Here is a 26,931-nt window from a genome sequence, read left to right as displayed (position 1 = left end):
TAGTAAGGAGTGAACAAAAAAATGCTTCAAATTCAGAAAATAAGTAAAAAGTATATTACTGGCGATTTAGTACAAACTGCACTTAATGAAGTATCTTTGAATCTTAGAGATAGCGAGTTCGTAGCTATCTTAGGTCCTAGTGGTTCAGGAAAAACCACCTTATTAAATATTATTGGAGGCCTTGACCGTTATGATAGTGGTGATTTAATTATTAATGGCATTTCAACAAAAAAATATAAGGATAGAGATTGGGATTCTTATAGAAACCATACCATTGGCTTTGTATTCCAAAGCTATAACTTGATACCCCACCAAACTGTTCTTTCAAATGTTGAATTAGCTTTAACTATTTCTGGCATATCTAAGTCAGAAAGAAAAAAACGCGCGACAGAGGCACTAGAAAAAGTAGGACTTGGAAAGCAACTTCATAAGAAACCTAATCAAATGTCTGGAGGCCAAATGCAACGTGTTGCTATTGCAAGAGCATTAGTAAATGATCCCGAAATATTATTAGCTGATGAACCAACAGGAGCACTTGATAGTGAAACTAGTATCCAAGTTATGGATTTATTAAAAGAGGTTGCTAAAGATAGACTAGTTGTTATGGTAACCCATAATCCAGAATTAGCTGAAGAATATGCTAATCGTATTGTTAAAGTAAAAGATGGACATATTATAAGCGACTCTAACCCATATGAGGTTGATATTAAAAACCTGGCTCCACCTAAACATGAAAATATGGGAAAAGCCTCAATGTCATTGTTAACTGCCTTATCTTTAAGCTTTAATAACTTAAAAACTAAAAAGGGAAGAACACTTTTAACAGCATTTGCAGGCTCTATAGGCATTATTGGAATTGCCTTAATTTTATCATTAAGTAACGGTGTAAATACCTATATTGATGATATTCAAAAAGAGACTATGTCATCATATCCTATATCTATTGAAGCTGAAACCATTGATCTTAACAGTATAATGTCTTCAGGAGGACCTACCCCTGGAAAATCTAGTGATGTCGATCATGATTTAGATGCAATTTATTCAAATAATTCTGGTATTGAAATGGCCTCTACTATGACAAGTAGCTTTACTGAAAATAACTTAACTGAATTTAAAAAGTATCTAGATGATCCTGATAATGAAATAAATCAATATGTAGGTGAAAATGGTATTATATATTCTTATGATACTAAATTTGGTGTATATACAAAGGATTCAGAAGGAACTTTTGTAAATACAGATGGAAGTACACTTACAGATGAAAATACTTCTACAAATACAACTATAGGAATATCTGCTATGCAATCAATGCCTATATCTAAAATCAGTAGATTTTCATCTAGTTCAAATAACTTTGAAGAATTGATTCCTGGTAAAGACGGTATATCAGTAAGTAATGCTATTAAGGATAGTTATGACCTATTATATGGTGATTGGCCTACTGCATATGACGAAGTTATACTTACATTAGATCAAAACAATGAAATTTCTGCTACTACACTTTATCAATTAGGTATTTTACCAAGTTCTGAATATAAAGAATTAATTACAAAAATTGAAAACGGTGAAGAAGTTAAATTAGAAAGTAAAAGTTGGAAATATGAAGATATAATTAATCAAGAATTATATATGATTCCAGACTGTGATACTTATATTGCAAATGATAATGGTACCTTTACATCAATAAAAGATGATGTAAATGAAATGGAAAAATTAATGGACAGTGCTATAAAATTAAAGATCACAGGTGTTGTTCGTCCAAAAGAAGATGATAATAATACGTCTATTACTAGCGCAATTGGATATACAAAAGCACTTACCGATTATATTATTGAATATACAGATAATAGTGAAATTGTTAAGGCTCAAAAAGAAAGCCCAACTATTAATGTGCTAAATGGAATGGAATTCTCACCATCTAGTGATGATGAAAAATTAGCAGATACAAAGAAATACTTAGAAGGACTTGGTGTTTCTGATAAAGCAAATTTATTTAAAACTATTATGTACTATTCTCAATCTACTGGTTCTGTTGAAGGTGAAGAAGGATCGACATCAATGCAATCCGGAACACCAGATATATCAACTATGAGTGAAGCGCAACTTGCTGCTATGTTAGATGAATACTTAAAGTCACCTGATGATGACACACTTCTTAAAATTTATGATGCATATATTTCTACTGGAACTTATGATGATAACATGACTACTTTTGGTGTAGTAAGTTTAGATGCACCATCATCTATTAGTATTTATACAGATAGTTTTGAAAATAAAGAGGCTATTTCTGATTGTATTGAAGATTATAATTCAACTGCAAGTGAAGAAGATCAAATTAGTTATACAGATTATATTGGAATACTATTATCTTCTATTACTACTATAATTGATGTTATATCGTATGTATTAATTGCATTTGTTGCAGTTTCCCTTATTGTTTCTTCAATTATGATTGGAATTATTACATTTATCTCTGTTATGGAGCGTACCAAAGAAATTGGTATTTTACGTGCTATTGGAGCATCAAAGCATAATATCTCTCAAGTATTCAATGCTGAAACATTTATTATTGGACTTTGTTCTGGATTATTAGGCGTAGGAATTTCTGCATTATTATTAATTCCTATTAATGCTATAATTCACTCTATATTAAATTTAGATACTATTAATGCCTCATTACCTATAGTAAGCGCAATAGCATTAATTATACTTAGTATGATTCTTACTATTATTGGTGGATTTGTTCCCGCTAAAAAAGCCGCTAAGAAAGATCCTGTTACAGCTCTTAGAACTGAATAATTTCCATAAACACAAAAAGGCCTTAATAATAAGGCCTTTTTTCCTTGATAACTATTTCTTAATTAATCTTACAACTGTCTCAGCATGAGGAGTATTTGGGAACATATCCTTAACTGTACTCTTATCAACTTTATATCCATGAGCTAATAATACATCTAAGTTTTCAACCATAGTCTTAGGGTTACAAGAAACATATATAATCTCTGGTGCATTAAATCTAATTACATAATCAAGCGCCTTTGGAGATACACCGCTTCTTGGTGGATCTAAGATAATTATATCTGGTTTATCCTTAACTTTCTTAATAGTTTCTGCAACATCACCTGCTATAAATGTACAATTATTTAATCCATTTAGCTTAGCATTTTCTCTTGCAGCTTCAACAGCTTCTTCAATAAGTTCAAGTCCAACAACCTTTTTAGCATTAGGTGCAGCTATTTGACCAATTGTACCTGTTCCACAATAAAGATCAAATACAACTTTATTTTCACCATCTCCCATAAAGTCTCTAACTAAACTATAAAGAGATTCAGCTCCTTTAGAATTAGTTTGGAAGAATGAGAAAGGAGATATCTTAAACTTAAGACCAAGTAAAGTTTCAACTATGTAATCTCTTCCAAATAACACATTTACCTTTTCAGGTATAACAGCATCTGATAAAGAATTATTTTCAGTATGTAATACAGATACTAATTCACCTTTATAATTTTGAGATTTAAGTAATTCAGTATATTCAGTTAAATCAAAATCAATTTGAGTTGTAGTTACTAAATTAACCATAAGCTCACCAGTATTAGTAGCTTTTCTAATAACTAAGTGTCTTAAGTAACCTTCTCTTTTCATTACTCTATAATAAGGTAATCCAGTTTTTCTAAAGTAATCTACAGTTATTTTAAGAATAGTTCTGAAATCTTCATCAACTATCATACAGCTATCAACAGTTAATACACCAAAAGACTTACCTTTCATATGCATTCCTAAAGTAAGCTCTCCACCTTTTTCTAAATCACCAAAAGTGAACTCCATCTTATTTCTATATTCCCAGCAATTTTCGCTCCCCTTTACTCCAAGATACATTCCCATTGGTAAATCCTTAGCTTCAAAAAGTTCACATATTTCATCACTTAAAAACTCTAATTGTTTTTCATAAGTTAAGTTTTGTGAACTACATCCTCCACATACGCCAAAATGAGGACATGGTGCTGGTATTTCATATTCAGCTCTTTCAATAACCTCTACAAGTTTTGCTTCAGCATATTCGTCTCTCTTTTTCTTAACTGTTGCTTTTACTGTTTGCCCTGGAAAAGCTCCTTTTACATAAATTTTCTTTCCTTCACACTCTGATATTCCTGTTGATGGAAATTCTAAGCTATTTATCTTTAATGTTAACTGACTTCCTCTTTTCATCTTGTACTCCAATCCTTATATTTTAATCATCTTTTTTAAGTTCCTATTAAGTCATCCAATAATATTTAAATATAATATTATCTCTTAACTTCTAGCTTTTAATATTATACCTTAAAACTAAAAGAAAAACACCTCTATAATTATATAGAGGTGTAACACATATTATCTGAAGATAAATTTTTTTCCTAAAGTTTTTCCATGTAAAAATTCTTGCATTAATGGATAATAGAATACGTTACTTATAATATACGTAATTAAAAACACTTCTTCTCTCATAGCAATTTTATACCCAAATAATCTTATCACTAAAGCAAATATTCCAAATATAAGCATTGCTAATAACATTGCAAATATTTGATCTAACACTCCACTTAATATAACTTTAGTATAGTGTAATAACTTGCCATCATTTTTGATTTCTTCGTCTCTAATAAATTCTTTAGCTTCTGCTACTTTTTCTTCAGCTAAATAAACTTCAGCCTCTTCTAATTTTTCATTTGATAAATTTATATTTTTATCATCACTTTGGCCTTCACCCTTGTTTAGCTTTTCTTCATTGTTATTCACCATTTCTACCTCCATAGGACTTATATTTATAATTAAAGCTTATTATTTACTTAAAGTTATATACCCTACTTTCCAACTTATACAATAAGAAATCATCTGTTATAGTTATTGTTTCTTTTAAACCATCAAGATTATTTTCAATTGTTTGTATTTCATCTCCAGATTCATTTTTAATTATGTCATATATTTGCTTGTCTAATTCAGTATAATCTCTTTCATAATCCCCTGTAAAAGCTTGTGAAAATGCTGCTAAAGATAAGTTTTCAAATTCAAACTTTTGTCCTTCTAATATAGTTTTTTTATCTAAATTATAACCCATCTTCATTTCTAATTTTCCACTTGCTAAATCAGACCCATATTGTTTAAAGCCAAAATACATACTTTCCAATCTCTCTGCTTCTGGAATATCTAAATATATATATGTATCATTAATTGACTCACTATTTTCTTCTTTTATTTCATTTTCAGTTACTTCATATTCTAATGAATATCCTTTTGCTGTTGACTCAACGCTTGCTAGTGCTTTATCATATAATGCTTTTACTTCATCTCTACTATAATCTTCTGACCATGTTCCTGGTAATACCTCAGTATCTTCAACTACTGTTCTTGAATTATCACTTGATAAACTTTTGCTACCATCATTATTACTTGAGCATCCTACAACACTAATAGCTAAAACTGTACATAATGCTAAAGCTATTACATTTCTCTTCATGTTGTTTTCCCCCTATATCTTTATTAGCATAATATTATGCTTTCCTAAATCCTATTAATTATAACATTAATAACCTTTCATTTAAATGCGTTTATTAACTTATTTATTTAAAATTCACATTAAGAATTATATTTTTATATTGTCTTTTATCTTTTCAAAAGTTTTTTCTCCTATTCCATCAACATTTTTTAATTCTTCTATTGTTTTAAATCCACCATTCTCTTCTCTATACATAATAATAGAATTAGCTTTTACATCTCCTATGCCTGGAATGTCTTTAAGTTTACTTAAGTCAGCCGTATTGATATTAATTTTACTATCATCACTCTCTACTTCTTGCATTACATTAATTTCTATCTCTTCATCACTTACTAAATCATTAATATTTCTAATTATTACAAGCTCATGATTATTTATTTCTTTTGCTCTGTTTATATTCGAAATATCAGCTTGATCAGTTAATCCTCCAGCTACTTCTATTAAATCTTTAATTATACTTCCTTCATTTAACGTATATACATCTGGATTAATAACTTCCCCTTTAATTTCTACAACAATTAAATTCTCTTTCTGTCCATTAATATTTGCATTATTAACTATTAAACTTGAATCTCCTTCAAATATTTCACTTTCATCATCACTATTATTATTTTGGTTATCTCCAGAATTATCATTTTCATCAATAAAAATATTATTCATATATTCATCTTTAAAAACATTACTTTTATTCTTTCCATATGTCATTAAAGAAACTATAAGAGCTAAAATTAATATTACTGTTAAGCCTATTGTTTTTTTCTCTTGAAATATATTTTTTAATTTTTCTTTTACATTATCCATTTATTCACCTACTTATTAACCTCATTATAATTATTAACATAATTTCCATATATAAACTTAATATGTAAATTTATATGTGGAATTATTTCACCTTTTTTGATAAACTAAATAAGTAAACTATGAAATATAGGGAGAGAAAAATGAAGAAAAGAGTATTTAAAACGTTTGCTTTAGTATTTTTCTCAACAATATTGTTGTTAAATATTACTGTAGTAAACTCCTTTGCTTTTCCTAATATATGCTCTGAAGGAGTATATCTTATGGATGCAAAAACAGGTCAAGTACTATACGAGAAAAATTCTGATGTTCAATATATGCCTGCATCAACAACAAAAATAATGACAGCAATATTAGCATTAGAAAAGTGTAATCTTACAGATCAAGTTACTATAGGAGAAAATCCACCCAAAGCCGATGGATCTTCCATAGGAATAGAGCAAGGTGAAGTTTATACAATTGAAGAATTGCTTTACGGGTTACTGCTAGAATCTGGAAATGATTGTGCAGAAGCAATTGCAGAACATATTTCAGGTTCAATTGATGAATTTACCAAGCTTATGAATGAAAAAGCTAAAGAATTAGGGGCAACAAATACTACCTTTAAAAATCCAAGTGGACTAACAGAAGATGGTCATCTAACAACTGCTCATGATTTAGCTTTAATAATGAGATATGCTTCTCAAAATTCAGACTTTGTTAGAATTTCACAAACCCCATCATATTTTTATGCAAATCATCCTTATTCAGATGGAAGTGAAAAATGGGCATCAAATCATAATCCTTTATTAAAAGAAAGTGGAGCTTATACATATCAATATGCTTATGTAGGTAAAACTGGATATACAGTTGCAGCTAATCATTCATATGCTGCTGTTGCAGTTAAAGATGGCCAAGAAATAGTAGGTTCATTTTTAAATGCTACTGATAAAGATGGTTTATATACAGGAGTTGGTCAATTATTTGATTGGGGCTTTGAAAACTTTAAAACTGAAAAAATAGTAACAGCTGGTGATAAATTGGATAATTATGCTTTAGATAGTTCAACTACTATTCCATTACTTGCTGATGAAGATATTTATTATACTTTCAATCTTGCAAATGGAGAAAATAAAGATAATATTAACTTATCTGTTACTTACGAAGATAAAGATTTAAGTAAAACATCTATAAAAAAAGGTGAAACACTATTTAATGCTTCACTTTTACTTAACGGTAATAAAATATCCGATATAAAATTAGATAGTGGTGAATCTAGAGAATATACAACTGAAGTTGCAGTTAAAAATACTGTTAATAAAATTACTAATAATAAATATTTTATTTCTGGAGTAGCATCTGGAATTATTTTAATAATAGTTATTATTATTATCATTTTTACAATACGTAAAAGAAATAGACGAAAAAGCTTTTTAGCAAGACGTTCTTATATAAGAAATAAACATAATTTTTAACGAAAAAGTCTGCCTTAATGGCAGACTTTTTCATTAAAATAATTATTTATAAGACACCTCTATACTAAGTATTATATTAACTCTCTCTTAGCTTTTCTAAAAGTGCTTTTATATCTTCAGGTAAATCAGCTCGTAATTGCAGCTGTTCCTTTGTTCTAGGGGATTTAAAGTTTAATCCATATGCATGAAGTGCCTGTCTTGAAATTAATTGAGCATCTTCTTCAAATCCATATAAAGTATCTCCATAGATAGGATGCCCTAAGTGACTTAAATGAACTCTTATTTGATGTGTTCTCCCTGTTTCTAATAAGCATTCAACTAAATCAGCATCTCTTAATCTTTCTACTACTTTATAATGAGTAATACTTCTTTGCCCTCTTTCATCTACAACTCTTCTCATGTTCCCTTCAATTTCTGGTCTATAAATTGGCTTATCTATAGTTCCTTCTCTTTGTTCCATATGACCATGAACTAATGCTAAATATCTTTTTTCTATTCCATTTTGCTGCATATCCTTTGATAACTCCATATGAGCATACTGATTTTTAGCAATTATTATTAATCCAGAAGTATCCATATCAAGTCTACTAACAAGTCTTACAATACAATCTTGATTAGTTTCCTTAAAATAATACAATAATGCATTCGCTAATGTTCCTGATTGATAACGCTTAGTAGGATGAACTACCATATTAGGTCTTTTATTTACTACAATTATATCGCTATCTTCATATACTATATTTATATCTATTTTTTCCGGCTCTATATTTTGACTTTCCTTTTTCTTAAGGTTAATTAAAATATTATCATTAGCCTTTAATACATAATTCATTTTAACTGGATTATTATTTACTAATATTCTTTTATCTAAAGCAGCACCTCTAATAAGCCTTGATGATAATCCCATCTCTGCTTTTAAGTATTCTCTTATCTTTATTCCATCAAAGGCTTTATCTACACACTTCTCTAAAGTACTCATGTTTTCCTCCCTAAAGTTAAGAGTCAAACTTAAAGTTAATTATGATTCTTGCTAACCTTAAGTTTATCAATTAAATGTTAAATAATCTTCTCCAATAATAATTACAGCATCATAATTTTCATATTCTTCTTCCTTATTTCTTGAAAGATTATTAATTCCTGTATCTTCACTTAATAGCTTTTTAAGTTCTTTATCATTAGATAGTATCTTAGATTCCTTTGATTTATCATAATTACCTACGCTAATATTTGTATATCCTAAGTTTTCTAATTCTATTCTCAAATTACCTGCTAATCCATTTACCCTAGTAGCATTTAAAACCATTATAGAATGACCAGTTCTGTCTGCAGTCTTATCAGCTTCACTTGTTATCTTTAATGATTCTAATAAACTTTGATTATATGATGGATTCATAACCAAGAAATCTTGCCCATAAATTCTTTCATTATCACCTTGTAAAGTATTCATAGAGATTCCTTCATTTTTAATCATCTTCAATCCATAGTAAATCATATCACTTCCAGACATATTAGTTACTATATTTTCTTTTACAGACTTAAGAATACTTGGAATCTGTGTTATAATTTCTGGACTAGTACATTTTTCAATTACTGCAGATATAAATGCCTGTTGATTTTTAATTCTTCCTAAATCACCTTCTGCAAGTCCAGTTCCATCATTATTTTTTCTCCATCTAAAATACTCTTCTGCCTTTTGCCCATCTAATAACACTGTTTCACCAGCATTGAAATGTATATGTAAATCTTGTGCATCATCATCATAATACATATCTCTATCAATATACATTTCAACTCCTCCAATAGCGTCAATTAAATTCCTAAAGGCAGCATAATCTATTTCAACTAAATAATTAATTTGTACATCTAAAAGATTTTGAACTTGTTCTATAACCTCTTCTTCTCCACCTAAAACATAAGCCGCATTTATCTTCCAATAAGGAATTTTATTTCCATTCCCATCTGTTGCATTATCTACTTCTATTAATGTATCTCTAGGTATTGAAACAACGTTTATATTATCTGTACGTGGATTATAGTTAATCAGCATCATAGTATCTGTTCTTCTTGCTGATGAATTAGAAGTATTTTCTGCATCTCCTATATCCATTCCAAGCAATAATATATTTACAGTTTCATTTGAACTTGGTTTGACTGCTGATATGATATCATTATTATTAAGCGATGAAACAAATGAAAATAAATATACTCCAACTAATCCACCAAGTACCACTATTGTTAAAATTAAAGCTGTAATTGCTCTCTTAATAACAGTTGATTTTTTTTCTTTTCTCTTAAGCCTTTGTTTAATTTCAAGTTCTTCCCTTGGACTTAATTGCCTCGATCCCCTTCTGGCATTTTGTTTCTCACTTTTTTTATTTCCTGCCATTGCCCATCCCTCACCTTATAAACTAAATATATAATTGTATTTACTTATCTATTATACAACAAATAATTTCTTGCTTTAACAGAATTTACATCTACTGCACAGTCCTGATTTAATAAATACATAGTTGTATGAGTTAATGCTTTTAACATAGCTTCATCTAAGTTCTTACGAGAAATCGCTCTAATTTCTTCTACACCCTCAAACTTTCTTGAAGGTTCAATTAAATCAGCTAAATATATTATTTTTTCCAATTTATTCATATTTTCTTTTCCAGTAGTATGCCATCTCATTGCACTTAATATTTCTTCATCATCTATCTTAAAAATTTTCTTTCCTAAAATAGGTGCAATTATTGAATGCCATAATTCTTCAGTATTTTTTTCATCTACTGATAATAAAATATTTTCATCTTTAATTATTTTTAGCATTTCCTCACTACTCATATTTTTTGCTACATCATGGCAAAGTGCAGCTATTTCAGCCTTTTTAACATCTTCGTTGTAAATATTCGCAAGATCAATAGCAGTTTTTACTACCCCTAAGGTATGACCATATCTAGATGGTTTTAAATTATCTTTTAAATAATCCTTTATTTCATCTATTCCCCACATTTTACTCTCTCCTATATAAATTATTTTCACTTATATACGTCATTACTCCTTCTGGCAAGAAAAAGTCTACTCTTTTTCCTTCAGCTATTCTTTCTCTAATCATTGATGAAGAAATATCTATATTGGCTACATCAAGTAATATTATTTTAGCATTGTATCTTTCTTCTAATTTAGATTTCTGTAACTCAAGAATATCTTTAGTATATTCTCCTCTATTAAAAGCAACGAAAGTACAATTTTCTAATACTAAATCAGTATTTCTCCACTTTTCTATATCCATTAATGAATCTGCACCTGCAATAAAAAATACTTCACTAACATCATCTAAGTTTTTTAAATACTGTAAAGTTTCATAGGTATAACTATACCCATTTTTCTTTATTTCATAATCACTGATTTCAAAGCCTTTATAACCTTCTATAGCCTTTTTAACCATATCATTCCTATACTTAGAGTCTATTACCGGACTATCCTTTTTATGTGGTGGATTACCAGCTACCATAAATATAACTTTATCTAACTCTAAGACTTCTTTAGCTTCATATGCTATATATAAATGTGCTAAATGTATGGGATTAAATGTTCCCCCCATCATACCATATCGTTTCATAACTAGTTATTTTTTCCTTGTGGCAATTCTATTTTAGGTTTCTTTTCTGACTTCTTATATAATACAATCTTACTACCGATTGCTTGAACTCCTTCACATCCAATAGCTTTACATATTTCATCTGAAACTTCTCTAGCTGCTAAACCACTATTTTCTAAAACCTTTATTTTAATAAGTTCTCTAGCTTCTAATGCTTCCTTTAATTGTCTTAAAAAAGTTTCTTCAACACCATTCTTTCCAATTTGGAATATTGGACTCATAGTATTTGCAAGCCCTCTTAAATAAGCTCTTTGCTTTCCTGTTATCATAAAATTTCCTCCTATAAAATGTACTCGAATTCGAAGTCATTTAATCTAACCATGTCTCCATCTTGTACGCCCATCTCTCTAATTTCTTGTAATACTCCCTTATTATTAAGTACCTTATGGAAGTATCTTAATGAATCTGCATCATGAATATTTACTGATGCAAGTAATCTATCAACGAATGATCCAGTAACAATATAAGTATTGTACTCTTCACCTTCTTCAACGTTAATTTCATATGTGAATCTCTTTTCTTGCTCAACATATCTTTCTTCATCTGGAATTTCTAAATCCATTACTGGAATTTCTGTTAACATTCTACCAGCTTCTTTGATAACTTCTTCAACTCCAGATTTTGTAGCTGCAGACATTTTGTATACTTTATCAAATCCTAATTCTTTTACTTTCTTTTCGAAATCTTCAAATACTGATTCATCATAAAGCATATCAGCCTTATTTGCTACAACTATTTGTGGTCTATCCCAAAGCTTTACAGAATACTTTTTAAGTTCTTCATTAATAGTAACAAAATCTTCAAAGGCATCTCTTCCTTCAACACCTGAAATATCAACTACATGAATTAATAATCTAGTTCTTTCAATATGTCTTAAGAAATCAAGGCCTAATCCAACACCTTCTGCTGCGCCTTCAATTATTCCCGGAATATCAGCCATAACAAATGAATTTATCCCTTCAGCTTTAACAACACCTAAATTTGGCTTTAAAGTTGTAAAGTGATAATTTGCTATCTTTGGCTTAGCTGCTGTAACAGTTGAAAGTAATGTTGATTTACCTACATTAGGGAATCCAACTAACCCAACATCAGCAAGTAATTTTAACTCAAGAGTTAATACTCTTTCTTCTGCTGGCATACCTGGCTCTGCAAAATGTGGTGCCTGTCTTGTTGGTGTACAGAACTTACAGTTTCCTTTACCACCCTTTCCACCTCTAGCAATAACATATGTATCATCTTTATGTGAAAGGTCAGCAATAACCTTGTTGCTTTCAAAATCTCTAACAATAGTTCCCATTGGAACTCTTATGTATAGATCCTCTCCGTCTTTACCATAACATTTTGAACCCATACCATTTCCACCTGATTCAGCTATGAACTTCTTCTTATATTTGAAATCTAAAAGTGTTGTTAATCCTGTATCAACAGTAAATATAACGCTTCCACCTTTTCCTCCATCTCCACCATCTGGTCCTCCAAGTGGAACATACTTTTCTCTTCTAAATGTAACTGCTCCATTTCCACCAGCACCTGATCTAACTAATATCTTGGCTCTATCTATAAACATAGTTACTTTCCTCCTTGTAACTTTTTAATGTTAAACATAATAATCTATTTTTATTATTCCATAACATATATATTTTATAATAGTATATATAAATTATATATCTATTACAAGAATAAAAGCACCCTTACGGGTGCTTTTACCTATATAAATATAATTATTCAGCTATTTCTTCAACGCTTACTGGGTAAACAGAAACTTTCTTCTTGTCTCTTCCCATTCTTTCAAATCTTACGATTCCGTCTTCTTTAGCAAATAAAGTGTCATCTCCACCCTTACCTACGTTTAGACCTGGGTGAATCTTAGTTCCTCTTTGTCTGTAAAGGATGTTTCCAGCTAAAACGAATTCTCCGTCAGCAGCCTTAGCACCTAATCTTTTAGATTCAGAGTCTCTACCATTCTTTGAACTACCTACCCCTTTTTTGTGGGCAAATAATTGAAGGTTCATCATTAACATACTCATTACACCTCCTCGAATTTCATTTTTATATATTTATTCCGTCTATTTTTACCAAAACTAGCGTCAAGGGACATAATTAAACTTTCTAAACTTTTTTCAAAGGTTAAAAGTAATACTTGCCCTACTTCAATATCTTTTTCATTAAGATTACGTAAATTCAGTGATAAAAATCCATCATTTATTTCATACTTTACTGGTAGTTTTAAAACTTCCTCCATACCTATTACAGTACTTTGAGACAAAACTGAAACACTATTACAAATCATGTCATATGCATCACCTGTAGTACTTTCTATTTCTTCTCTAGATAAAGCATGACCTTCAATCTTAAATCCAATAGATATATGTTTTTGTTTAAATATAATAATCTTAATCATAACTTATAACTAAGCTTCGATTTTTTCGATTACTAACTTAGTGTAAGATTGTCTATGACCAGTCTTCTTTCTATAGTCCTTCTTAGGCTTATACTTGAAAACAGTGATCTTCTTAGCCTTACCTTGAGCTGCTACCTTAGCAACAACCTTAGCTCCAGCAACTACTGGTGCACCAACTGTTAAAGTTTCTCCGTTAGAAACAGCTAAAACTTCTGTTAATTCTACTGTAGAGTCAACCTCAGCGTTTAATTTTTCAACGTATACTACGTCTCCCTCTTGAACTCTGTATTGTTTTCCTCCAGTTACTACTACTGCGTACATTAAAACACCTCCTCTTAAACGGTCTCGCCAATTCAGGTACAAAGATTTAACTTTGTTTTTATTAAAACCCGGTATGTGCGGTTTACATATGACATTTTATCATATAAAGTTACATTTTGTAAAGAAATTTATTGTGCTTTTTCAATTGTTTTAATTTTGTAATTTTGGTAATTTTCCTTTTGCGATGCAAATATAAGAGGTTCAACCCTATACCCCTCTATATCATACACAAAATTTAAATAAATTTCTTTATCTAATCCATCAATATTTTTCAAAAATTTAACTATATCATCATTTATGTCATTTTCATAATTTTTATCTATCTCTACGTAAAAATCCTTTATAGAGTTTTCTTTAGAGCATTTTATTATTTCATTTCTAATAAGATTTTCTATATATGATAATTTCAAAATAAAGCCATTTCTCTTACATTTTTTACAAGGCTCTTCTAAATATTCATAAATAGATTTTCCTTTTCTTTTCCTACTAATTTGAATTAAATCAAGCTCAGTAAATGGAAATACTTTAACATTGCCTTTATCAGCTTCTAATGATTTTTTTAATGCCTTTATAACGGGTACTTTTTGATTTTCATCCCTCATATCAATGAAATCAACTACTATAATACCACTTAAATTTCTCAATCTAATTTGTCTTCCAACCTCTTTAGCTGCCTCTAAATTAGTTTGCATTATAGTCTTATTAAAATCTCTTCCCTTGGTATTTTTTCCGCTATTTACATCTATAACATACATTGCTTCAGCTTTATCAATAACAATATATCCACCACATTGCAAATTTACTTTTTTATGCCTTAATTTAAGTATTTCCTTTTCTATTCCACTATAATCAAATAAAGTTCTCTTATCTTCATAAAATTTAAATTCAATCTCTTTATTACTTTTAATTAATTCCTTAATATTTTTAAGAAATTCCTGATCATCAGCTGTTATACTAGTTTTTCTTTGATCTAATTCTTCAAAAAATCTAATTATCATGCTATTCGATTTTATTTTTCCAATAGTTGTTGAGTATCTAAGCTTCTTTTCCATTTCTTCTTTTTTTTCTAGTAATGAATTTAATTCACTTAGCAATTCTTCATTAGTTGCAGCTTTTGCTTCTGTTCTAAATACTATTTCAACACCTTTAATAGGTTTAGTAAGATTTATTAGTCTCTGCCTTTCTTCTAAGTCAGAAATTCTTTTAGATATAGTAATCCCTTCTACTCCCATAGTTAAAACCATATATCTACCAAGTATATTAACTTTATTGCTAACCTTAGCACCTTTATTACCTAAAGGTTCCTTTAAAACTTCCACTAGGATTTCTTGTCCTTTTTTAACTCCAACTCTTTTAAGCTCTTCACTATAATACATATAAGCTTCTTTATCTAATCCAATATCTAAGAATATTGAATTAATACCTGGAATTATATTTTTGACTCTTCCCTTATAAATCTCTCCAATTTGTGGCTCATTAGTTTCCTCTTCAACAAGGCATTCAACTAACTCACCATTTTCCTTTACTGCTATTCTAATTAATTCTTCTCTCTTCTCAACAAAAATTTCTCTCATATTAAAACTACCTTAAATTCCTTTATATAAAGGAACATATTTATTATTTTTTAAAATATACATTTCTTCTCTTTTGATATTAACGAAAGATTCAGCATTAATTTCTGATACTTTTCCTTTTAAGTAAGTAACTAAAAGATCTGCCGAAAGATTTTCTCTACTTCCTGTTGCTATTAAAGCATTTAAAATTAATTCATCATCCTTTACCCAATATTTAAACTCTTTAACTAGTGGTTTTATATCAGTAAGCTTTTCACCTTTTTTAGTTTTCTTTACAATTTCCCATTTAGATTCATTAAGAGTTTTACACATTTCTTCTTCTACTTTAGAAGTTCCATTAAGTTTTACCTTAATTGTATATCTAGCTCCATCTAAAAGTGCCATCGCTTGAGGTAATCTCTTAACATTTTCTATTATTTCAACTGGAGTTGCATGTAAAAATTTAATTGTAGGAGGGGCACTTTCATTTAATTTTTCTATAACTTCTCCTACACCAAGAGCTTCTGTTAAAACTAAATCTAAATATTCACCATCTGAATAAACTCCAACCGAAAGCGGCTGTGCTATAGATAATGCCATATGCGGATTAAATCCTTTTGAATACTCAACAGGTAATCCTGATCTTTTTATTATTCTTTGAATAGTTCTCATTAAATCTAAGTGACCAATAAATTTAATATCAGCCCCCTTAGTAAATTTAATTACGTATCGCACCTTCAAAACACTTCCCTTCTTTAAAGTTTACATCTATTCCACATCCAGTACAGCCTTCTAAACAGTTTCTTGTAAGTTCAGCTCTCTTAGCCTTTTCATTTTCTCTTTCAAGGTATTTTCTATTAACACCAATATCTATGAAATCCCAAGGAAGAACTTCATCATATCCTCTATCTCTATATGCATAGAAATCAGCATCTAAGTTACATTCTTCCATTGCTTCTTTCCATATTTGCATATTGAAGTATTCTGACCATCCATCAAATTTAGCACCTTTTTCAAATGCCTTAATTAAAACATCACAAGTTCTTCTATCTCCTCTTGCAAATACAGCTTCCATAAATGAAGTTTCTTGCTCATGATAGTTATAAACTATACTTCTTGATTTAATAGCTCCTCTAACAGCTTTAATTCTTTCATCAACTATTTCAGGTCTAGCCATTGGAGCCCATTGGAATGGAGTAAATGGCTTTGGAACTAATATAGATGTACTTACAGTAATTTTTAATCCTTTATTTCTAACGTCCTTTGGAATTCCAAAATAAACATCAGCCATTTTTTCTGCTAAATCGCCAATTCCAGCAGCATCTTCTGTAGTTTCATAAGGAAGTCCTAAAATGAAGTATAATTTAATAGTACTCCAACCTGATTCGAAAGCACTTTTAGCAGCTTCTAAAATTCTTTCTTCAGTTAACCCCTTATTTATTATGTCTCTCATTCTTTGTGAACCTGCTTCTGGAGCAAAAGTTAATCCTGTTTTTCTAACTTTTTGAATTTCTTTAATTAAATCAACTGAGAAAGCATCTACTCTAATAGAAGGTAACGCTATACCAACCTTATTAGATTCATGCTCCATAACTAAACTAGATATTAAATTTTGAATATTAGAGTAATCACAAATACTTAATGAAGATAATGATACTTCATCATATCCAGTAGCCTTAAGAGCCTTTCTAGCTTGATCTAATAATGTATTTGTAGTCTTTTCTCTAACTGGTCTGTAAATCATACCTGCTTGACAGAATCTACATCCATTAGTACATCCTCTAGCTGTTTCTAAAACAACTCTGTCATGAACTATATCAGTGTATGGTACTATCATTTCTTCTGGGAATGATACAGCATCAAAATTATTAACCATTCTCTTTTTAACCTTAGCAGGAACATCTTCATACTTAGGCGTAAACTCTTTTATAGTTCCATCTTCATTGTAAGTAACATCATATAATGAAGGTACATAAATACCACCTATCTTTGATATTTCTCTTAAGAACTCTTTCTTATTTACTTTCCCATTAGCTTTATGTCTTGAGTATACCTCTAAGACATCATTCATCATTTCTTCTCCTTCACCAATTTCGAAGAAATCTACAACATCATATAAAGGCTCTGGATTGTAAGCACAAGGACCTCCAGCCATAATTATTGGCTCTTCTTCTCCTCTTTCGCTTGCCCTAATAGTTATTCCTGACATATCAAGCATATTTAATATGTTTGTATAACTCATTTCATATTGAAGCGTAAATCCTAACATATCAAATTTATCTAATGATGTTTTAGTTTCTAAAGTAAATAACTTTATGTCATTTTCTCTCATTAATGCTTCCATATCTGGCCATGGTGCAAAAACTCTTTCACAATATGTATCTTTTCTTTCATTTATAGTATGATATAAAATTCTTGTTCCTAAATGTGACATCCCAACTTCGTATACATCTGGGAAACAAAAAGCAAATCTTACATTAACATTTTCAGGATTTTTTATAACTTGATTTAATTCACCACCAATATATCTTGATGGCTTTTCTACTTTACATAAAATATCATCAGCTATCTTATTCATAAGTACCCTCCTCTAATTTAGTTAATAGTTTTAAGTTAGTAGTTAACTAAAAAATTCAGCTTAAGCCGAATTTTTCACCACTACTAACTACTAACTCTTAACTTCTAACTATCTAAATGTTATTCTAGCATAATCATTATTAAAAAGTAAACTAATACCCACTCTTATTTCTTAAACCAAAGTATTCCTCTAAAGTAATATTTCCATACAATTTTAAAGCTTCTATTAATTCATCTTCATTCATAATAAATACTACTTTCAAATCATCATCTAATACATAAAATATATTAAATCTATTTTTATCTACTATCGACATAATGTTAGCAAGACCTTGCTTATAGTAAACTGATATACTTTTATTTTCAATATACTTATTTCTTAATAATTTATTTCTTTTTACAAATATATTCCCCATCAATATATACATAGCTGATTTTTCTTCACTTCTTGTAATTAAACATATAGCAATTGCAGCGATAAGTATACTTACATTTATTACACCTTTATATGCAAATACAATTATAAAAATAGCTAATAATATAGCTCCTATTGCATAACTTATTTTGGAAATTATATCATTAGCTCGTCTATACACTATCTTTTGAGATAATAATATTTCTAATACCCTTGATCCATCTAACGGATAAGCAGGAAGTAAATTGAAAAATAATAAACTTAGATTAATATTAATCATTTTATCTATCAATGTATTATTACTTACAAAACCAACACACAAAAATATGCATATAATTATAAAATTAGCAAAAGGACCTGATAAATAAATTTGCAGTTTTTCCTTTTTGTTTAATTCATCTATATTAGCAAACTGAGCACTTGTTCCATATATATGAACCTGAATATCATTAAACTTACAACCTTTTCTTTTTGCAACTAATATATGCATCCCTTCATGAGCAAGTATACTTATAAATGCTAAAATAATTGAATTGTTAAAGCTTAAAAGTATAAAAAATACTATAAATTCTGCTAAAACACCTTTTTTCCATCTATCCATTTACCTCTCCTTCTCAGTCAAACCATTAGTAAACCATCAACCTCCTTAATACCATTGTATAAACTTAATTCTTATCTTAAAATGAAGTTTTAACCCTATCTTAATGTTAGAATTCATTATACCAAAAAAGTACCTAGTCTAGAGGCGCATCCATTGTTATCTTCCAGCTAAAAAGATTGGAATGTTACAACGGCTAGCCATCAGATAGACATTAAAAATCAACCTTATCCCCACCTAAACTTGTTTTTATGTAATTACTTATTTTATTAACTATCTTCGATAAATCAAAACTTTCTACTTCTTGCTCAACCTGACTATAAGTTGTATCATTAATTACTGCTTTGACATTTTCATATGCTCCGGTTTGACCTGGTGCATATTTCAAATAAAAACTTGCCATCAACATAAAAATGACTACAACTAACTGATAAATAAAAACATTAGACATACTTGAAAAGAACTCTTTCTTTTTTCTTTTATTATTGTTATATCCATATATCTCTTCAAAGGAATTTCTAGTATATACTGCTGAATTCTTTTTCTTTACATTTTTATTTTGCAACCCTTGATAGTAATTTTTATATTGTGAATTATAATTTCCCATTTCTACCTCCCTAAAAAAATTGATTATTAAATTATATTTTGCAACTAAAAAAAATATGCAATATATTGTATTACAACATATTGCATATCCCGATATTTAAAAATTAAGTTTTGTCTTTCTCACTCCTACATTTATAACTAACCCTAATGATAATATTGTAGTTAATAATGAGCTTCCTCCATAGCTAACTAATGGAAGAGTTATTCCTGTTATAGGCATTAACCCTATTGTCATTCCTATATTTTGCCATATTGCAAATAAGAAGTACGCTACCATCCCTGTTGCTATAATTCTTCCAAAAATATCTTTAGAATCCCGTGCTATATTAATCATTCTCGAAATCAATATTCCATATAGAGTTAATAAGCAAATTGCACCAAAAGTTCCCCATTGTTCACAAAGCTGAGTAAATATAAAGTCTGTTTGAATTTCTGGAACATATTGTGAGGAATAGCCTCCGGTTCCATCATTAGCCAAAGAATTCAATGTCCCAAAAAAACCACCAGATCCAACTGCTATAAGCGATTGTCTTAAGTGATATCCAGAATCTGATGAATCTGCTTCTGGATTCTGAAATGATGTAATTCTTCTCTTTTGGTAATCTTGAATTAATCCTGAATTCCATACTAAAACTATACCTACTATTAGTGCTCCTAAGCCACCTAATATTATCCTACTATCTAGTCCTCCAATAAAGAAAACTCCTAAAACCATAAAGAATAACACCATTGTCATCCCCATGTCTGGCTGAATGACAATAAGCGCTGCAGGTACTATTGCGTAAAAAGCTAATATACAGAAATTTTTAAAATTATTTATTTCACCTTCCATATCATCTAATTTTTTACCCATCATCATTATTGTCCCAATTTTTGCAAGCTCTGCTGGCTGGAATGATAACGGTCCTAATCTTATCCATCCTTGAGCTCCATTAATTGTTGATCCTATTAATAATACTAATACCAATAACGCTATTGATCCCCAATAAAATATTGGTGTAAATGCTTTTATAATTGAATAGTCTATTGCTACAACAAAGTATAATAATACTAATGATGCCACAAAGAAAATACTTTGTTTCACTGGAAATAACATTCCTCCAGTAGATGTTTTCTTTGCTAAATATATATTAACTATGCCAAACATCGTTATTAATATTATCGATATTAGCATCCACTTATCTACCCTTTTCAGTTCCTTCAAACTCATTTTAAACTTTGATAAAGGTATCATAACTTTACCTCCTAGAATTTATACCTACTTATTATATCCTATTTCCTCTTTTTTCTCCATAAAGAATTATACTGTTCCATATAAAATTCATAAACTTTTAAGAATTAATTTACTTTAAATATTAAACACAAAAATAGTATATGTATCCTAAGATTATCTATGAATGCTTCATTTTTTTAAATAAAAAAATGTATCAAAAAAATAATGCTAACACACCAGTAAGATAGCGAGAAATTTCAAGTAGCAAGTTACAATTTAAAAAAACACCTCAAGGTATTTCAACCTCAACTCATGACTAGCTACTTGTACCTAGCTTAGATCTTTATTCACTTTGTGTTGACATTATAATTTTAATACACCTATTTTTTATCTTCCTCTTATACTCTTTATTGGAATATTTGCAATTAATGCAGGTCCTCCTTCACCCTCAACGTCCTCACTTCTATTTAATGAAATCTCAACATCATCAGCATCTATTTCTATATACTTAGAAATAACATCTAATATTTCATATCTAATCTTATCTAAAGTCTCCGGAGCTATATCGCCTCTATCATGAATTAGTATTAATCTCAATCTATCTTTAGCAACTTCTTTTGGTGTAGTCTTATTAGAAAATACCCTTAAAAAATCCATAATGACCAATCCCCCCTAATTTTTCTTAAACATTCTTTTTATTGCTGAAAATATTCCAGTAGATTCAGAACCTAACTTAAGTAATGGAACTTCTTCTCCTGTGATTCTTTTAGCAATATTTCTAAACGCTTGACCAGATTGAGCTTTTTCATCTAAAACTATAGGCTCACCTTTATTAGTTGAAACAGTTATACTTCTATCATCTGGAACTACCCCTAAAAGCTTAATAGATAAAGTTTCTATAATATCTGAAACATCAAGCATATCTCCTCTTTTAGTCATTTCATAATTTAATCTGTTAACTATTACTGCATGATCTTCTAATCCTTTTGCATCTAATTTACCAATTACTCTATCAGCATCTCTTACTGATGTAATTTCTGGGTTTACAACTACAATAGCTTTATCTGCACCTACAACTGAGTTTTCAAAACCTTGTTCAATTCCAGCTGGAGAGTCTATTAATACATAATCGAACTCTTCCTTTAATTTGTTAACTAAATCAAACATATCTTGAGCTCTAATATCATCTTTATCCTTAGTCTGAGCTGTTGGTAAAAGATAAAGATTAGGATACCTTTTATCTTTAATTAATGCTTGCTTTAATCTACATCTGTTTTCAATTACATCAATAATTGTATACACTATTCTATTTTCTAATCCCATTAGTACATCTAGATTTCTAAGTCCCGTATCTCCATCTACAACTACTACCCTTTTCCCTAATGCAGCTAATGCTGTTCCTAAGTTAGCAGTTGTTGTAGTCTTTCCAACACCACCTTTACCTGATGTAACAACTATCGAAATTCCCATGTCAATCCCTCCACTTTAGTAAATATATTTATTTGGTAAGTATGGCTCTACTACTATGTAACCATCTTTTATCTTTGCAACTTCTGGATAAGATGGCTTAATACCATCATCTGGTGGTACGGTAAGTATATCTGATATTTGCATTAATTCTGGTTGCATTGAAAATGCAGCTATTATAGATTTTTTATTTCCACCAGTCCTAGCCTTAACATGCCCCCTTATACTTCCAAGAACTATAATATTTCCACCTGCTGATACCTCTGCACCATTATTTATATCTCCTATTATAATAATATTGCCGGGATAATCAACTAATTGTCCACTCCTTATTGTTTTCTTGATAAATTTAGTTTTTCCTTCATTAATTCCATTAAAAACTTTAATATTATTGCTTTCTTCTTTTTTCTTACTAATATCATCAAAAACACAATCTTTTATATTTATTTTTTGAAATAATTCATTCTTTAATTTGCTTATATCAGAGTTACTAATATGTTCAAAATTAGATATAATTTTTAATATTGAATTTTTGTAAAAGCCTTTATTAACTGATAACCTAGATACTAATACTTCAAGCATATCATCGAAACATATAAATTTTTCTATATCAATAGTAACATTCACACCATCTTTATTCCCTTTTATTTGTATTCTATCATCTTTCATTGGCAATCCTCCACCAATTAATAACTCACTTTAATATTAATTATATCATATAACAACAATTAAAAACATAATCAGCTTCAAAGTGCTGTAATTTTCCTGTAAAATATCACTTATTTTACCAATGATCATTGTTTATTTTAAAATAACTACTCTTTTAAGTAAAGAAAATAAATTGAAACAACAAATTTTTCACAAAAAAGAGAACCTATTTAAAGGCTCTCTTGCTTAATCTGCACCCGCTCCATTTTCAACAGGTATATTTAATTCTTGACCACTTTCCTCAGTCGTACCTAAATCTTCTATATTTTCAATTGTAGATTCTTCCTCAGTTTCTGATCCTTCTTTATTGTCTGCTGGAGCTCCAATAACATATTTTTGGAAAGTTGCTGATATAGATGCATAATTCGGATTAATTTGTAATAATTTATCCTTAAAATAAGCTTCATATATCGCCTTATGAACAAATGCACTATTAGCTCCCCTATTACCATCATAAATAGTAGAGAATATTGCAATTTCAGGATTATCCATAGGTGCAAAACTTATATAGTTTGCATATGCCTTTCTTCCTTGGTAATCATATTGTTCTTGTGTACCAAAGTCAGCTGTACCAGTTTTACCAGCAACTTCTATAGGAAAATTAGAAAATAATGCATAAGCAGTTGCATTTGATGTTGAAGTATTAACTCTTCTCATCCCTTCTTTTATAGCTTGTAGCACATCTGATGGAATATCAATTTGATCTAATACCTCTGGAGTATATTCTTGAATAATTTCTCCATCAGGCGATGTTATTTTATCAACTATTGATACTTTATATCTTGTGCCTCCATTAGCTAAAGTAGCAATATAATTCGCCATTTGTAATGGTGTAAATGCATTCATACTTTGACCAATACCATCTTGAACTATATTTATTGGTGATCTTATTTCAGAACTTTGGTTAACAATAAAATAAGAAATTGCATTTGATACTGTTCTAGCTTGTTCATTAACAACTTTTTCAGAATATTCTAATCCTGCATCAGCTAAATTTTCTTTATATCTATCTGATACATTCATTATTTCCTTAACCATATCAATTATACTATTAGCATATTCTGTCTGCCCACTAACTTGTTCATCAGTTCCAACTTTTAATAAAGTTTCTTTAATATTATTTTTTAAATTAGTTTTTAATGTTTTTAATTCATCTGGATCAGTACTAATATCTTTTATATCAAAAGGAACAAAGAAATAAGTATTTTCATAATTACCAGCCTCAAGAGCTGGTACTATAGTATACTTTGCATTTTCTGATAAACTCTTTCTCCATGATACAAAATTATATGTTTGCCCAAAGTTTTCATAAATTTGAATTCCAGTTGAAGCACTTTTCCCTTGTTCTACTCCTAATCCAAATTTCCATGCATAACGAGCAATAGAATCAAGGGCATCAACATCTCCGCCATTCTTTATATATAATCTAATTGCAGTTTCATAAAAGAAATAATTTGAAGAAACTTCAAGTGCTTTTCTAACATCTGTAATTCCATGACCTGTCTTTTGGAAGTTTTCAAGAGTTTGACTTCCTGTATAATCACTACTCCAAATCCCTACGTCATTAACAGTATCACTTTCACTTATTGCTCCATCCATCAATCCTGCTAAAGCTGTTAACGGCTTAAATGTTGACCCTGGTACTACTAATCCTTGAGTTGCATAATTAAACATAGCTCTTGGATAAATATCATAAGTATCTTCTCTAACACCAGTATCTTCATTTACTTTAAAAAGTTCATCTAAAGTTCCTGTTGCCCCTGTGCTTTGAATATGTTGTGTTCCAAAACTCTCATAGTCTGGATTAAAGTATTCATTATATTTTTCTGTACTTAATTCACTTGGAATTGCAAAATCATTAGGATCGAAATACGGATAACTTGCCATGGCAATTACTCTTCCTGTATTAACTTCTATTGCAACTACAGCACCTCTAGTAGCACTCGTTAATCCCTCTGACTGCAATGTAAGTATTTGGTCCTCTAATGCTGCTTGAGCTGCATATTGAACATCCTTATCTATGGTTAAGTGTACATTATTTCCTTGATAAGATTCTAATTTAAATAATTCTTCTGTTGTTCTACCTTGTGAATTTACCTTAACAGTAGTTCCACCTTTTGTACCTTTTAATTGGTCCTCAAAAGCGGATTCTATTCCTGATACACCAATTAAATCAGTTGATACATCATAACCTCTTAATTCATAGCTTTCACTTTGCGAACTACTAATAGAAGAAACATATCCAACTACAGCTGATGCTAATGTACCATATGGATAGTATCTAACTGGTTTTAAAGTAACATTAATTCCCGGTAAATTATTCAGTTCTTGATATACTATAAATGCAGTTTCTCTAGCGATATTACTTGCTATTGTAATATTAGAATAACCACTATAGCTTCCCATTTTTATAGCATCTTTTATAACAATATATCTTCTAATATCTTGAATTGAGTATTCTTTTAATAAATCATCTAATATTTCCTGGCCAGTTGCATCTTTATACTTTTTAGCCATTGCTGTTGCCTCATCAGAAGTATATCCTTCTGGTAATAATAACTTATATAAACCATAAGATTCTACCATATAATAGAATGTATCCTCTGCCGATATTTCCATAAGCTTATCATTAACTTGATTTATTTGTTCATCTGTATAGTCGCCTTCTTGATTTTCAAAAAGTTCTGTTTCTATATCTTCATTCAATCCTCTATCACGTTTAAATCTTATTTCTAATGTTCTTCTAGCTGATTCACTATCTGCCTTAAACTCAAAATATATATTGCCACTCTCATCAACTTTAAGGGCTAAATCATCTTGAAATTCTTCTCCATTTTCTTCCAAGATTTCAAATATCTTGTCCATAGTTTTGTAAAAGGCTTTAGTTGATTCAATAGTTTCCATATATGTTAATGCATATGTTTGTTTATTAGTCGCTATTATATTTCCATCAGAATCATAAATGTTTCCTCTTGGTGCTTCCTCAGAAATAAACTTAGTTGAACTTACATCAGCTTTTTCTTTATAGTCATCATGCTTATAAACTTGTAAATATAATAATTTTGCTACTATAGTCCCCATAATTATAAACATAATTATATATAAAACAGAGTATCTAGAATTCTTTTTCTTTTTTTTAGGTTTATTTACTACCATTAAAACCTCCATGTATTTCTATCTAAATATTTATCTAACATATTTAAAATAAATCTATAGAAAAGCATCATACAAATAGTATTTAATACTGCCGATAACAAAGCTACTTTCATATCAATACTTACGGCAAATAACTTAAATATTATAACTACCCCTAAAACCTTTAAAGTTGAAACAAATAACGCTATTAATACTGGAACAATTCTATTTTCCTTAAATATACTTTCTCCAACTTTAGCACATAAAAGACATAATAAAGTATTTAGAAATAAATTAACTCCAAACCCTGAAAAGAAAAATAAATCTTGAAGAAACCCACTTACTATTCCAATAAAAACAGCTTCTTTTTTTCCTGTAATAACAGAATATGCCATAGAAAATACAAATAAAAGACTTGGAAAGGCTCCTGCGATAGAATAGCTAGGTAATAAAGTATTATCTATAATCAATAATAGTATTAATATAATTATTAAATATATCCTCTTCAT

General features: G+C 29.5%; 26 protein-coding genes. 2 read left to right on the top strand and 24 right to left on the bottom strand.

Features of this window, described 5'->3' with window-relative positions:
- Window positions 1-21: 21 nt before the first annotated feature.
- Window positions 22-2,799 carry an ABC transporter ATP-binding protein/permease gene (locus I4V63_RS10355; RefSeq protein ID WP_196001179.1) on the top strand — a complete coding sequence of 926 codons (2,778 nt, stop codon included), beginning with the start codon at window positions 22-24 and terminating at the stop codon, window positions 2,797-2,799.
- Between the two features lie 51 nt (window positions 2,800-2,850).
- Here I4V63_RS10355 and rlmD read toward each other — a convergent pair whose 3' ends face one another.
- From rlmD to I4V63_RS10335, 4 genes are all read right to left on the bottom strand, one after another.
- Window positions 2,851-4,206, bottom strand: a complete 1,356-nt coding sequence (gene rlmD, locus I4V63_RS10350) for a 23S rRNA (uracil(1939)-C(5))-methyltransferase RlmD (protein WP_196001178.1) — start codon at window positions 4,204-4,206, stop codon at window positions 2,851-2,853.
- 162 nt (window positions 4,207-4,368) lie between these two features.
- A complete protein-coding gene (locus I4V63_RS10345) occupies window positions 4,369-4,776 on the bottom strand; it encodes a hypothetical protein (RefSeq protein WP_196001177.1) in 408 nt (135 codons plus the stop codon).
- A gap of 43 nt (window positions 4,777-4,819) precedes the next feature.
- Window positions 4,820-5,491: a hypothetical protein gene (locus I4V63_RS10340; RefSeq protein ID WP_196001176.1), complete on the bottom strand. Its 672-nt coding sequence runs from the start codon at window positions 5,489-5,491 to the stop codon at window positions 4,820-4,822.
- A gap of 126 nt (window positions 5,492-5,617) precedes the next feature.
- Complete coding sequence (locus I4V63_RS10335; RefSeq protein WP_196001175.1) at window positions 5,618-6,331, bottom strand: helix-hairpin-helix domain-containing protein; 714 nt, start codon at window positions 6,329-6,331, stop codon at window positions 5,618-5,620.
- Window positions 6,332-6,471: 140 nt separating this feature from the next.
- On the opposite strand from I4V63_RS10335, the gene I4V63_RS10330 reads away from it, so the two are divergent.
- Window positions 6,472-7,782, top strand: coding sequence for a D-alanyl-D-alanine carboxypeptidase family protein (locus I4V63_RS10330; RefSeq protein ID WP_196001174.1), 1,311 nt, complete (start codon window positions 6,472-6,474; stop codon window positions 7,780-7,782).
- Between the two features lie 76 nt (window positions 7,783-7,858).
- Here I4V63_RS10330 and I4V63_RS10325 read toward each other — a convergent pair whose 3' ends face one another.
- From I4V63_RS10325 to mreD, 20 genes are all read right to left on the bottom strand, one after another.
- Window positions 7,859-8,761, bottom strand: coding sequence for an RluA family pseudouridine synthase (locus I4V63_RS10325; protein WP_196001173.1), 903 nt, complete (start codon window positions 8,759-8,761; stop codon window positions 7,859-7,861).
- Window positions 8,762-8,827: 66 nt separating this feature from the next.
- Window positions 8,828-10,168 (bottom strand): LCP family protein, encoded by a 1,341-nt coding sequence (locus I4V63_RS10320; RefSeq protein WP_196001172.1) that lies wholly within the window; start codon window positions 10,166-10,168, stop codon window positions 8,828-8,830.
- A 44-nt stretch (window positions 10,169-10,212) separates the two neighbouring features.
- Window positions 10,213-10,779, bottom strand: a complete 567-nt coding sequence (gene yqeK, locus I4V63_RS10315; protein WP_196001171.1) for a bis(5'-nucleosyl)-tetraphosphatase (symmetrical) YqeK — start codon at window positions 10,777-10,779, stop codon at window positions 10,213-10,215.
- 1 nt (window position 10,780) lies between these two features.
- A complete protein-coding gene (gene nadD, locus I4V63_RS10310) occupies window positions 10,781-11,389 on the bottom strand; it encodes a nicotinate-nucleotide adenylyltransferase (RefSeq protein WP_196001170.1) in 609 nt (202 codons plus the stop codon).
- 2 nt (window positions 11,390-11,391) lie between these two features.
- Window positions 11,392-11,697 (bottom strand): ribosome assembly RNA-binding protein YhbY, encoded by a 306-nt coding sequence (gene yhbY, locus I4V63_RS10305; RefSeq protein ID WP_042399757.1) that lies wholly within the window; start codon window positions 11,695-11,697, stop codon window positions 11,392-11,394.
- 11 nt (window positions 11,698-11,708) lie between these two features.
- Window positions 11,709-12,995, bottom strand: coding sequence for a GTPase ObgE (gene obgE / locus I4V63_RS10300; RefSeq protein ID WP_196001169.1), 1,287 nt, complete (start codon window positions 12,993-12,995; stop codon window positions 11,709-11,711).
- A 154-nt stretch (window positions 12,996-13,149) separates the two neighbouring features.
- Window positions 13,150-13,449 carry a 50S ribosomal protein L27 gene (rpmA, locus tag I4V63_RS10295; protein WP_042399852.1) on the bottom strand — a complete coding sequence of 100 codons (300 nt, stop codon included), beginning with the start codon at window positions 13,447-13,449 and terminating at the stop codon, window positions 13,150-13,152.
- 5 nt (window positions 13,450-13,454) lie between these two features.
- Window positions 13,455-13,829 carry a ribosomal-processing cysteine protease Prp gene (locus tag I4V63_RS10290; protein WP_196001168.1) on the bottom strand — a complete coding sequence of 125 codons (375 nt, stop codon included), beginning with the start codon at window positions 13,827-13,829 and terminating at the stop codon, window positions 13,455-13,457.
- A 9-nt stretch (window positions 13,830-13,838) separates the two neighbouring features.
- Complete coding sequence (gene rplU, locus I4V63_RS10285; protein WP_196001167.1) at window positions 13,839-14,150, bottom strand: 50S ribosomal protein L21; 312 nt, start codon at window positions 14,148-14,150, stop codon at window positions 13,839-13,841.
- Between the two features lie 128 nt (window positions 14,151-14,278).
- A complete protein-coding gene (locus I4V63_RS10280) occupies window positions 14,279-15,724 on the bottom strand; it encodes a ribonuclease E/G (protein ID WP_196001166.1) in 1,446 nt (481 codons plus the stop codon).
- Between the two features lie 12 nt (window positions 15,725-15,736).
- Entirely contained in the window at window positions 15,737-16,438 is a 702-nt protein-coding gene (locus I4V63_RS10275) for a TIGR03936 family radical SAM-associated protein (protein ID WP_196001198.1), read from the bottom strand.
- The gene (locus tag I4V63_RS10270; RefSeq protein ID WP_196001165.1) at window positions 16,422-18,281 is read right to left on the bottom strand and encodes a TIGR03960 family B12-binding radical SAM protein; all 1,860 of its coding nucleotides are present in this window, start codon (window positions 18,279-18,281) and stop codon (window positions 16,422-16,424) included. The genes I4V63_RS10275 and I4V63_RS10270 overlap by 17 nt, the downstream gene beginning before the upstream one ends.
- 151 nt (window positions 18,282-18,432) lie before the next feature.
- Window positions 18,433-19,296 (bottom strand): site-2 protease family protein, encoded by an 864-nt coding sequence (locus I4V63_RS10265; RefSeq protein WP_196001164.1) that lies wholly within the window; start codon window positions 19,294-19,296, stop codon window positions 18,433-18,435.
- Between the two features lie 211 nt (window positions 19,297-19,507).
- Complete coding sequence (locus I4V63_RS10260) at window positions 19,508-19,900, bottom strand: hypothetical protein (RefSeq protein WP_196001163.1); 393 nt, start codon at window positions 19,898-19,900, stop codon at window positions 19,508-19,510.
- Window positions 19,901-19,996: 96 nt separating this feature from the next.
- The gene (rodA, locus tag I4V63_RS10255) at window positions 19,997-21,133 is read right to left on the bottom strand and encodes a rod shape-determining protein RodA (RefSeq protein WP_196001162.1); all 1,137 of its coding nucleotides are present in this window, start codon (window positions 21,131-21,133) and stop codon (window positions 19,997-19,999) included.
- Between the two features lie 366 nt (window positions 21,134-21,499).
- Window positions 21,500-21,769, bottom strand: a complete 270-nt coding sequence (minE, locus tag I4V63_RS10250) for a cell division topological specificity factor MinE (RefSeq protein ID WP_196001161.1) — start codon at window positions 21,767-21,769, stop codon at window positions 21,500-21,502.
- A gap of 15 nt (window positions 21,770-21,784) precedes the next feature.
- On the bottom strand, window positions 21,785-22,582 hold the full coding sequence (minD, locus tag I4V63_RS10245; RefSeq protein ID WP_196001160.1) for a septum site-determining protein MinD: 798 nt from the start codon (window positions 22,580-22,582) through the stop codon (window positions 21,785-21,787).
- A 15-nt stretch (window positions 22,583-22,597) separates the two neighbouring features.
- Window positions 22,598-23,248 (bottom strand): septum site-determining protein MinC, encoded by a 651-nt coding sequence (gene minC, locus I4V63_RS10240; RefSeq protein WP_196001159.1) that lies wholly within the window; start codon window positions 23,246-23,248, stop codon window positions 22,598-22,600.
- A 225-nt stretch (window positions 23,249-23,473) separates the two neighbouring features.
- The gene (locus I4V63_RS10235) at window positions 23,474-26,443 is read right to left on the bottom strand and encodes a penicillin-binding transpeptidase domain-containing protein (RefSeq protein ID WP_196001158.1); all 2,970 of its coding nucleotides are present in this window, start codon (window positions 26,441-26,443) and stop codon (window positions 23,474-23,476) included.
- Window positions 26,443-26,931, bottom strand: coding sequence for a rod shape-determining protein MreD (gene mreD / locus I4V63_RS10230; RefSeq protein ID WP_196001157.1), 489 nt, complete (start codon window positions 26,929-26,931; stop codon window positions 26,443-26,445). Before mreD ends, I4V63_RS10235 begins: the two co-directional genes overlap by 1 nt.

Origin of the sequence: Clostridium sp. 1001271B_151109_B4 (assembly GCF_015670405.1) — a bacterium.
Taxonomy (GTDB): Bacteria; Bacillota; Clostridia; order Clostridiales; family Clostridiaceae; genus Clostridium.
The sequence above is the reverse complement of the archived record's forward strand: the minus strand, read 5'-3'. Positions and strand labels throughout refer to the sequence as shown.

What these genes read in the sequence shown, in the direction of transcription:
- nadD (WP_196001170.1), bottom strand. Translation starts at nt 11,389, where the DNA reads ATGAAACGATATGGTATGATGGGGGGAACATTTAATCCCATACATTTA.
- mreD (WP_196001157.1), bottom strand. Translation starts at nt 26,931, where the DNA reads ATGAAGAGGATATATTTAATAATTATATTAATACTATTATTGATTATA.
- rplU (WP_196001167.1), bottom strand. Translation starts at nt 14,150, where the DNA reads ATGTACGCAGTAGTAGTAACTGGAGGAAAACAATACAGAGTTCAAGAG.
- minE (WP_196001161.1), bottom strand. Translation starts at nt 21,769, where the DNA reads ATGGATTTTTTAAGGGTATTTTCTAATAAGACTACACCAAAAGAAGTT.
- I4V63_RS10235 (WP_196001158.1), bottom strand. Translation starts at nt 26,443, where the DNA reads ATGGTAGTAAATAAACCTAAAAAAAAGAAAAAGAATTCTAGATACTCT.
- yqeK (WP_196001171.1), bottom strand. Translation starts at nt 10,779, where the DNA reads ATGTGGGGAATAGATGAAATAAAGGATTATTTAAAAGATAATTTAAAA.
- I4V63_RS10290 (WP_196001168.1), bottom strand. Translation starts at nt 13,829, where the DNA reads ATGATTAAGATTATTATATTTAAACAAAAACATATATCTATTGGATTT.
- I4V63_RS10325 (WP_196001173.1), bottom strand. Translation starts at nt 8,761, where the DNA reads ATGAGTACTTTAGAGAAGTGTGTAGATAAAGCCTTTGATGGAATAAAG.
- rlmD (WP_196001178.1), bottom strand. Translation starts at nt 4,206, where the DNA reads ATGAAAAGAGGAAGTCAGTTAACATTAAAGATAAATAGCTTAGAATTT.
- rodA (WP_196001162.1), bottom strand. Translation starts at nt 21,133, where the DNA reads ATGATACCTTTATCAAAGTTTAAAATGAGTTTGAAGGAACTGAAAAGG.
- minD (WP_196001160.1), bottom strand. Translation starts at nt 22,582, where the DNA reads ATGGGAATTTCGATAGTTGTTACATCAGGTAAAGGTGGTGTTGGAAAG.
- yhbY (WP_042399757.1), bottom strand. Translation starts at nt 11,697, where the DNA reads ATGATAACAGGAAAGCAAAGAGCTTATTTAAGAGGGCTTGCAAATACT.
- minC (WP_196001159.1), bottom strand. Translation starts at nt 23,248, where the DNA reads ATGAAAGATGATAGAATACAAATAAAAGGGAATAAAGATGGTGTGAAT.
- I4V63_RS10335 (WP_196001175.1), bottom strand. Translation starts at nt 6,331, where the DNA reads ATGGATAATGTAAAAGAAAAATTAAAAAATATATTTCAAGAGAAAAAA.
- I4V63_RS10340 (WP_196001176.1), bottom strand. Translation starts at nt 5,491, where the DNA reads ATGAAGAGAAATGTAATAGCTTTAGCATTATGTACAGTTTTAGCTATT.
- I4V63_RS10355 (WP_196001179.1), top strand. Translation starts at nt 22, where the DNA reads ATGCTTCAAATTCAGAAAATAAGTAAAAAGTATATTACTGGCGATTTA.
- I4V63_RS10320 (WP_196001172.1), bottom strand. Translation starts at nt 10,168, where the DNA reads ATGGCAGGAAATAAAAAAAGTGAGAAACAAAATGCCAGAAGGGGATCG.
- I4V63_RS10345 (WP_196001177.1), bottom strand. Translation starts at nt 4,776, where the DNA reads ATGGTGAATAACAATGAAGAAAAGCTAAACAAGGGTGAAGGCCAAAGT.
- rpmA (WP_042399852.1), bottom strand. Translation starts at nt 13,449, where the DNA reads ATGTTAATGATGAACCTTCAATTATTTGCCCACAAAAAAGGGGTAGGT.
- I4V63_RS10265 (WP_196001164.1), bottom strand. Translation starts at nt 19,296, where the DNA reads ATGGATAGATGGAAAAAAGGTGTTTTAGCAGAATTTATAGTATTTTTT.
- obgE (WP_196001169.1), bottom strand. Translation starts at nt 12,995, where the DNA reads ATGTTTATAGATAGAGCCAAGATATTAGTTAGATCAGGTGCTGGTGGA.
- I4V63_RS10260 (WP_196001163.1), bottom strand. Translation starts at nt 19,900, where the DNA reads ATGGGAAATTATAATTCACAATATAAAAATTACTATCAAGGGTTGCAA.
- I4V63_RS10270 (WP_196001165.1), bottom strand. Translation starts at nt 18,281, where the DNA reads ATGAATAAGATAGCTGATGATATTTTATGTAAAGTAGAAAAGCCATCA.
- I4V63_RS10280 (WP_196001166.1), bottom strand. Translation starts at nt 15,724, where the DNA reads ATGAGAGAAATTTTTGTTGAGAAGAGAGAAGAATTAATTAGAATAGCA.
- I4V63_RS10330 (WP_196001174.1), top strand. Translation starts at nt 6,472, where the DNA reads ATGAAGAAAAGAGTATTTAAAACGTTTGCTTTAGTATTTTTCTCAACA.